This is a genomic window from Pseudomonas sp. P4_C3, from assembly GCF_056402075.1.
The window spans coordinates 1-5,892 of sequence record NZ_JBFUIC010000259.1 but is presented as its reverse complement, the minus strand read 5'-3'; the positions used below and the strand labels follow the sequence as shown (position 1 = coordinate 5,892).

The following is a 5,892-nucleotide window of genomic DNA, read 5'->3' as shown; positions in this document are numbered from 1 at the left end:
GTCCATCGCGAGCAAGCTCGCTCCTACAACAACGCACCGGACCGTGCGGGTGCGTTGTTGCGGTTGGCTTAGCGAATACCGGCGCCGGCCAGGGATTCCGAAGACCACTGCGCCTTGGAGAGCGGGTCGATGTACTTGATGCCGCCGTAAGGGCCGACTACACCGTTGATGTTGTACGAACCACCGACCAGGTCGTAGATCATGAAGGGCGTGGAGTCCGGAACCTGCTTGTCGTAGCTCTGGCTCAAGAAGGCGAAGGAACCACGATAAAGCTGACCACGGGCGTCATATTGATCCGAGGCCAAAGCGGTCCAGCTGTCTTCGTCGAGGTAGAAGCGGCGCTTGGCGTAGATGTGACGGGCACCGGCCTTGAGGTTGCCCTCAACGACCCACACGCGGTGTTTTTCCCAGCGTACGAAGTCCGGTGACAGGTGATTGGCAGTGGTCAGCGACTTAGGATCCTGCACGTAGGTCAGCTTGTAGGTGTTGTAGGGCACGATCATTTCCTGCTTGCCGACCAGTTTCCAGTCGTAGCGATCCAGTGCACCATTGAACACGAACACGTCATCGTAGGTGCCCGCACCGGCGGTACCAGGGTTTGGCGTGTCGTAGGCCAAGCTCGGCGCCAGTTTCACTCGACGCTGCCCCGGCAAGTACTGCCAAGCGCGACGCGGTTGCTGCAACGGGTTGGCGGCGTCCTTGAGCATGATCGCCTCACCGGCGCGGCGCGCTGGGCCGGTGTATGCCAGCTTCATCTGGTAGTACACGTCGGCGCTGCTGATCGGCTGCGAGAGGTTTTCATAGATCGGGTAGGAAATGTTCGCTTGCCCGGTGGTCGCCAGGCTCGCCACGCCGGCCGAGTCGACGTTCCAGGAGTCGTACTTGGAGCTGATGCTGACGCCTTGGTAGCGCAACAGGAAGTTCCACATCGCTTCGTTGCCCGACTGCGGAATCGGGAACGGTATGCCTGGCAGGACGTTGTCGATGGCCAGGCCACCTTCCAGGGACTTGGCGCCGCTGGCGTTCTTCACGCCGTTATCCAGAATGGCTTGTGGCAGCGAAACGGTACGGTGAGTCGGGAAAACGTCGACATGGAAAGTCGGGAAGCGCTTGGCCAGTTCAACGGTGGTTGCGCTGAGCAGGCCCTTGTACTGATCGACGTTCTTGCCGTCGATCACCAGCAGCGGCTTCTCGCTGGCAAACGGATCCGGGCGCATGCTGTCACCGGCTTTGAAGCTGGCCGGCGGCGTGGTCAGGCCACCGTTGTAGGCAGGGATGGAACCATCAGCGTTCCCGGCTTTTTCAGCGCCCACCAGGGTCAGGCTGGTGCCCAGCTTGGCAGCTTCCTGGGTTGAAACAGCGGCCTGTGCCTGGGCGGCAAGGACCATGGCCAGCGAAGCGGCCAACACGGTTTTTACAAATTTCATCTTGTTATTCTCCTGCTTGCATTGAGCAAATCAGTGGTGAATCAGAATGTTGTTTTCATCGTCAGGTACACGGCGCCACGGTCCTCAGTCGTGGCACCACCTCCGGAGAAGGACGAGTAGCCACCGGCGAAACAGGCGTAGTTCTCGTTGCCGCTAAAGGCGTTAGGCGTGGAGCCGTCACCACCGTTCGGGCCGGTACTCACACCGCTGACGTTGCATTTTTCGGTTTTGCCGAAGGAGTCCACGTACTTCAGGTCAACGAAGTATTTGTTGTACACAACGGCACCGACGCCCACGGCATAGTTGCCGGTGTCCTTGGCACCGCCACCGGAGACCGGTGACACGCCGGCGAGACCGACGTTGACCGACATCGGCGCGTTGAGGTCGACACCCGGGAATACCTGGTACCAGGTCGGTGTGAAGTTGACTGCCAGACCCCAGTTGTCCCGGGTCGGCGCGTCGATGCCGCGATAGCTGTCCTTGCCCTTGTAGAGCGCTTCGTTCTTGCTATCGAGCTTGAGCAGGTTGCTGTAGTACAGCTCGGCAAGCACGGTTGCCTGATCGAACACCGGCGTTTTCGGCAGGGTCATCAGACCGTTGAGCGTCCAGTGCAAGGTGTCACCGGTGGCGCTCATGCTGTCGCCGCGGCTCGGGGTGTCGTAGACCACACCGGTGGCGTCGGTACGTGCAGGCAGCAGACCAAGCCCTTGCCCCAGACCCAGCGGGCTGCGGGTACTGACGATCGCCGGGATACTGGCCAGCGGCATGTTGTGACGGATGTTCAGGTCCGAACCGACACTGATCCCGCCCACGTCCTTGGACAGGCTCAGGCCGACGATCTTGATGTTGTCGGCATAGGCCATCTGATAGGTGGCGGTGTCCAGCGAATTGAGGGTGTTGATCACCGCAGGCACTTGCCCTGCCGGCCGAGTGCCGTTGGGGTTGGCCGAGGTAATGCCCCTGGCGTCCAGCCAGGCTTGCGGCAAGATTTCCGAAGTCTCGCGGTAGTAGACGCCGAGGGTGCCATCCAGCCAGGCCGGCGACCACTTGGCCATGACGCCCCAGTCGCCGCTGCTGCCCGGTGTCAGGTCATGGCCGCGACGCACGTTGGTCAACGCGTTGCACGGCGCCAGGCCACAACCCAGCGGACTGCCAGGCACCACGGCGTTGGTGTTGCCGAGCAGGAACGATTGCGCACCAAAACCGACCAGGTCGGAACCACCGTAATAAGTACCGGCTTCCGGCAGACGCGCGGCGTCCCAATCGAGGAAGTACTGGGCACCCACGGTCAATTCCGGATTGACGGTGAACGTCATCGACAACTGGTTACGCGGAACGAACAGTTCCTTGGCCTCGGTACCCGGCGACGCGGCAAGCTTGGCCAGGTCGAGGCCGGACTGGCCGTAGCTGACCGAGTGCACCGGGTTGAGAATGGTCTCGCCCCAGAACACGTTGTGCTGACCGGCCTTGACGCTGAACATCGACTCCTCGCCCACTTCGGTGCTGTAGAACACGAAGGCATCGAGGATTTCGCCCGAAGGACCGCTGTAGTAGCGCTGGGCATAGTTGCTCAGGTGCGGGCTGCCGTTGCCGACGTTGTCATGGGTCACCCCAGCCAGGCGCGGGTCGTTGGCGATCAGGCCCGAACGCGCATCGTTGCCGTTGACGAACGGGTTGGAATTGGAGCCGGTGTTGTCATAGGCCTTGTCGTACCAGCTGGCGGCGCTGACGCGAAAACCCATGGCGTTCTTGTAGACCACGTCCATTTCGGTCAACAGGTCGATACGGTTGGTGATGTTGGTGCCGGCCTTGCGGAAGTTGTAATCGCCGTCGTTGTTGTTCGGCGTTGCCAACATGCGTTTGTCGGCGCTTTCGGTGCGCACGCCGTAGTTGTACTTGATGGTGTTATCCACGCGTACGTTCCAGTCCGGATTCCCCGTCTCGATCTCGGCCGCATGGGCCACCGGTAGGGTTGCCGCGAGAATGGCTGAGGCCAACAAGGTGTAGCGTGGAGCGGTGAAGCCGTGACTCTTATTGTTGTGCATTGCGTTGTCTCCGCCTTTTTGTATTTGTTTTAAGCGCAGCCGCCCCCGCGCAAACATCGATGGGTTTGCGTTTAAGGAATGAGGGCAAATGCCGGTTGGCGTACTGCCAGTCCAGCTCCTTGTACTAGCGGTCCAGCTCCAGGATGAGTGCTTCGGCCTGCGGCCAATGGCCAAATCCTGCGGCCGGATTGAGATGGCCGACATCGCCCAGATCGAGCAATTCGGCGCCCCAGCCTTCTGCCATGCGGGTGACTGCAGGAAGGCTGGCAAGGTGATCGTTGGTGCTTGCGGCCACGACGCTGCGAAATGGCAGCGGGCCTTGTGGTAGAGGATTCCAGCCCTGGCTACGCAGGGTTTCGGAAGAAGGATAGTTTGCCGGCCAGACCGCATCGAGGTCCGGTGGCGCGGCCAGCAAAGCGCCCTTGATCGGTCGGCTGTAGTGCGCCGCCCAGTGCGCGACCATCAGCACGCCGGCGCTGTGGGCCACCAGAATCACGGGGCCGTCGATCTGTTCGAGTTCGTGTTGAATCGCCCGCACACGGGCCATGCAATCGAGTTTGTCGGTCTCCAGCGGCGCAACACTGCGCACTTTGCCCAGCCTGGCTGCAAGCAATGTTTGCCAATGTTCGGCCACGTGCTCGCGCAGACCCGGAACGATCAGAATGGTGGCGGCAGTTTGCAGTTTGTCCACGGTCAACACCTTCGCTTTCTCGATAACTCGACTGGCTGTTTTCGCCAGGGGCTTTTTGTAGTGTCGACATTAAAGAGCGCCCACCCGAAGCGCTTTACATTGGACGTCAGGCACTTTTCTTTTGATGACAAATTGTCGGACAGCAGGACAGCGCGACCACTGGTCGAAAAATCCCCCAGGTTGGCGCAAGGTCACTGTAATCAACGGATGAGCGCTGATGGCTCCCTGCAGCGTAGAGGATGGGTGACCGGACAGCATGAAATCCATCAACGACATGACAACTGTTCAACTGTTGATGCGCTGGATATAGTCGCCACGCTCACGCCAATCGCCATAGGCCCAGGGAAGACTTTCGCATGACCAAGCTTGTTCGCGCCGCTGTCTTGACCAACTACCTGGAGGTCACCCAGTACCTGGGTTTCAACCCGCGCGACGTGCTGGCCGCTGTCGGCCTGAGCAGGGCCCAACTGCAAGCCCCTGAACACCGTATCCAGATCGATGCCGCCGTGCGGTTGCTGGAAGACTCGGCCGCTGCCAGCGGTTGCCAGACCTTCGGCCTGAGCATGGCCGAATCGCGCCAGCTCTCGGACTTCGGCGTGGTCAGCCTGCTGCTCAGCCACCAGCGCACCCTGCGCGATGCCTTGCAGGTCGTGGTGGATTACCGGCACCTGATGAATGACTCGCTGGCGATCTTCATTGAAGAGGCCGGCAAGATGGTGATCATTCGCGAAGAGGTGGTCACCGAAACGCCGATGCCCAGCCGCCAGGCCACAGAGCTGGCCATCGGTGTGATGTTCCGGCTGTGCTCGGCATTGCTCGGCTCACACTGGCACCCCTACAGCGTCAACTTCATGCACCAGCCACCGGACAACCTGCACCTGCATCGCCGCCTGTTCGGCTGCAACCTGGAGTTCGGCAGCGAGTTCAACGGCATCGTCTGCCCGGACGTCAGCCTCGACATGACCAACCCCAACGCCGACCCGGCCATGGCCCGCTACGCCCAGAGCTACCTCGATTCGCTGCAGAACCACGAAGGCGCCTCGATGCTGTTCGAGGTGCGCAAGGCCATCTACCTGCTGCTGCCCATGGGGCGCGCCACCATCGAACAGGTCGCCCAAAGCCAGGGCATGAACGTGCGCACCCTGCAACGCCGCCTCAAGGACGACGGCTGCGCCTTCAACGACGTGATCAACGACGTGCGCCGCGACCTGGTGCTGCGTTATTTGGACAACCCCAACTACTCGCTGAGTCGCATTGCCGACATGCTCGGCTACTCGATGGCGAGTTCGTTTACGCGGTGGTTTATCAGCCAGTTTGGTATGCCGCCGGCGACGTGGCGGGCGCAAAAACAAACCACCGCCAAACCCCTCGCTGGCCCTAAAGAACTCTGAATCGACAGCGCAAAAAAAAACGGCGACTGCTGGTACAGTCGCCGCGAAAGACCGGTGTTTGTGACACCGGTCGAGAACCCCACGGCATGAGGAGTCAACGCCGTGTGGTCCTGCCATAAAACGTATAGAGGGTGACGCGTTCAGAGCCCCCAGCACAGCAACAACAGCACCAGCACGACCAGGAACACCGTCTCCCCGACCATCAGCAGAATCGGCTTGATCCCGACCGCCGCCAGCTCCTTGAGCCAGGTCTTCATACCCAGAATGCGCGAAGTTGGAACACTATCCCTGTGGGAGCGAGCTTGCTCGCGATRGCGGTTTCACATTCAACACTCATG

At 60.8% G+C, this 5,892-nt stretch carries 4 protein-coding genes and 1 pseudogene; 1 reads left to right on the top strand and 4 read right to left on the bottom strand.

What is annotated here, in order from left to right; genetic code table 11:
- Positions 1-68: 68 nt before the first annotated feature.
- From AC1DVH_RS24985 to AC1DVH_RS24975, 3 genes are all read right to left on the bottom strand, one after another.
- Positions 69-1,427, bottom strand: a complete 1,359-nt coding sequence (locus AC1DVH_RS24985; RefSeq protein ID WP_477756067.1) for a DUF1329 domain-containing protein — start codon at positions 1,425-1,427, stop codon at positions 69-71.
- Positions 1,428-1,468: 41 nt separating this feature from the next.
- Positions 1,469-3,472, bottom strand: coding sequence for a DUF1302 domain-containing protein (locus AC1DVH_RS24980; protein ID WP_477756066.1), 2,004 nt, complete (start codon positions 3,470-3,472; stop codon positions 1,469-1,471).
- Between the two features lie 124 nt (positions 3,473-3,596).
- Positions 3,597-4,163: an RBBP9/YdeN family alpha/beta hydrolase gene (locus AC1DVH_RS24975; protein ID WP_477756065.1), complete on the bottom strand. Its 567-nt coding sequence runs from the start codon at positions 4,161-4,163 to the stop codon at positions 3,597-3,599.
- Between the two features lie 356 nt (positions 4,164-4,519).
- On the opposite strand from AC1DVH_RS24975, the gene AC1DVH_RS24970 reads away from it, so the two are divergent.
- Positions 4,520-5,554, top strand: coding sequence for an AraC family transcriptional regulator (locus tag AC1DVH_RS24970; RefSeq protein WP_477756064.1), 1,035 nt, complete (start codon positions 4,520-4,522; stop codon positions 5,552-5,554).
- Positions 5,555-5,694: 140 nt separating this feature from the next.
- Here the strand turns inward: AC1DVH_RS24970 and AC1DVH_RS24965 are convergent.
- Positions 5,695-5,817: pseudogene (locus AC1DVH_RS24965) on the bottom strand (putative sulfate exporter family transporter); the annotation flags it as partial.
- Positions 5,818-5,892 lie beyond the last annotated feature (75 nt).

Excerpts from the sequence above, each read along its gene's own strand:
- AC1DVH_RS24970 (WP_477756064.1), top strand. The coding sequence starts at position 4,520 with ATGACCAAGCTTGTTCGCGCCGCTGTCTTGACCAACTACCTGGAGGTC.
- AC1DVH_RS24985 (WP_477756067.1), bottom strand. The coding sequence starts at position 1,427 with ATGAAATTTGTAAAAACCGTGTTGGCCGCTTCGCTGGCCATGGTCCTT.
- AC1DVH_RS24980 (WP_477756066.1), bottom strand. The coding sequence starts at position 3,472 with ATGCACAACAATAAGAGTCACGGCTTCACCGCTCCACGCTACACCTTG.